This is a genomic window from Streptomyces sp. NPDC059853 (assembly GCF_042731495.1).
GTDB lineage: Bacteria > Actinomycetota > Actinomycetes > Streptomycetales > Streptomycetaceae > Streptomyces.
Genome location: NZ_JBHWJL010000492.1, coordinates 1 through 2302, shown reverse-complemented (window position 1 = coordinate 2302; position 2302 = coordinate 1). Strand labels below are relative to the sequence as shown.

The following is a 2302-nucleotide window of genomic DNA, read 5'->3' as shown; positions in this document are numbered from 1 at the left end:
AAGAGACTGGGCCGCACACCGCGGCCCCCGCCCCGCCGGTCAGCGGGTGATCCGCACGGTGATCTGCTCCCGTACCCCGCTCACCTCCACTCCGAGGGTCACCTCCCCGGGGCGCAGCGCCGTCAGTACCCCGGTCGCCGGGTCGAAGGCCGCCACCTGCCGCCGCCCCGCCTCCGCTGGCGGGCCGAGGTGCAGGGCGCGCGAGCCCGACCAGTCGGCGCTCACCGGATACCTCACCGGCACCGCGCGGGCCCCGGCCCCGTCCCCCTGGAACACGGTGGCCGTCACCGCCGCCTCCGTCCCGGCCGCCAGCGTCCCGGGCGCGGTGAGGGCGAGACCGTCCGCATGGGGCCTGGTCTGCACCGAGAGCCAGCCGTCCGCGCTGCCGGGGCCACCGGCCCCACCGCCCGCCGGGCGGGACCCGGCGCCCCCGTCCACGCCCACCAGGGCCCAGCCGGTGAATCCGCCCTCCCCGGGCGGCGCGGCCGGGGCCTTCCCGGCGTCCCCGCCGATCACATAGGGCACCCCCTCCCGCCAGGAGCTGTCGAAGACTCCGACGTGCGCCCCGAAGTACGCCACCCCCTTGCCGGAGGTGCGGCGGAAGTCCGCCAGCCAGCGTTCCAGCAGCGCGGCCTCCATCCGGTCGGTCAGCTCACTGGCCGGCCGCACCGTCGGATCGCGCGGCGGCACATGGCCGACCACCACCACGGAGCCCACCGACCGGTCCCGCGCGGCGTCCGCCAGCTCCGCCCGCAGCCGCTGGACCTGCGCGAAGCCGCCGCCGCGCAGCGTCAGCGAGGAGGTGTCCAGGGTGATGAACCGGGTGCCCCGGTGATCGAAGGTGCGCTGCGCCGGGCCGATGATCTCCTCGAACAGCTCGATGGAGCCGCCCATGACCTCGTGGTTGCCCGGCACGTAATACCAGGGCAGCGCGTCGCCCAGCTCCTCCTCGATCATCTCCCGGGCGAACTCCAGATCGGCCCGCGAGCCCTCGTCCACCCAGTCCCCGTTGATCAGCACGAAGTCCGGATCGGCCGCCCTGGCCTCGCGCAGGGTGCGCCGGGCCGCCGCCGCGACGGCGCTGTCCGGGTCGCGGGCCACGAACTGGGCGTCCGAGACGACCGCGAACCGCCAGTCGCGCTCCGCCACCTGGGCCGCCGTGCCGATCAGCGGCCCGCTCGCGGGCCCGTCCGGCGGCAGCTCCGCCTCCGGCGCCGTGCGCACCGTCAGCGTGTCGAGGGCGACCGAGCCGGTGTACGCGGCGTCCGGCCGGGTCTCGGCCAGATAGAAACGGTGCACGCCCACCGGCAGCGCCACCCCCTCCGGCACCGGGAACTCGACCTGCCGCCAGCCCCGCCAGGTGACGTGCTCGCCGCGCAGCACCTGGTCGGTGCCCGCCGCGTCCTTGAGATGGAGGGAGGGCCAGCCGCCGTGGCCGTCGCCCTCGATCCACAGGGCGAAGCTCTGCGGTGCCCCGGCCACCTCGATGGCCCGGGACGGGGTGGCGTACGCGGCGCGGGTCGCGGTGCTGAGGGTGAAGTCGTAGCTCAGGCGCAGCGCGCCGCCGTCCTGCCCGTCCGGTTCCGGGGTGATGCCGCCGCCCGCCCGGGCGTGGCTGAAGGTCCACTCCCCGGCGTCCTCGAAGCCGGCGATCAGGCTCTCCTCACCACCGACGGTGACGGCCAGCACCGTGCTCAGCCCGCCGACGGTCGCCCGTACCTGTCCGGCCGTCCCCTCGGCGGCGCCGGCCGCCGTCACCGTGAAGCCGCCCGCCGCCGGATCGGGGGTGACGGTGAACAGGGAACGGTCGTACTCCAGCGTCACATCGGCCGGCTCCACGGGGGCGCTGTGCCCGGTGGCGTCCTGGCCGACGAGGCCGAACCGCGCGCTGTCCCCGGCACCGGCGAGCGCGAGGCGGCGGGCGGTCGGGTCGATCCGGGCGAGGTCGCCGAGGACGGTCAGCTCGATGCCGCCGCCCGTCCCGGGCCGCCCGGCGGTCACCGTGGTGGTGCCGGGGCGGCGCGCCGTGAACGTGCCGTCCGCCCCCACCGCACCGACCGCAGGCCGGTCGCTGCGCCAGGCGGGCCGGGCGGCGGGGGCCGGCCCGTACGTCTCGTCGTGGCCGGTCGCGGTCAGCCGCCGGGTCAGCCCGGGGAAGACCCGCTCGGGGTGGCCGCCGGGCACCGGGTCGGCGGTGGGGGTACGGGCCGGGTCGGCCACCGTGTCCACCCGGAACCCGGCCGGGGGGCCGCGGGCCGGCGGCACAGGACACGCCCCGCCGGTGGGCCCCGGGCGCGCGGCG

The 2302-nt window shown here is 77.5% G+C and carries 1 protein-coding gene; it reads right to left on the bottom strand.

What is annotated here, in order from left to right; translation table 11 throughout:
• Positions 1-39: 39 nt before the first annotated feature.
• Positions 40-2302, bottom strand: a 2263-nt coding sequence (locus ACFV5N_RS27180; RefSeq protein ID WP_385604999.1) for a metallophosphoesterase, incomplete at its 5' end; no start/stop codon positions are given.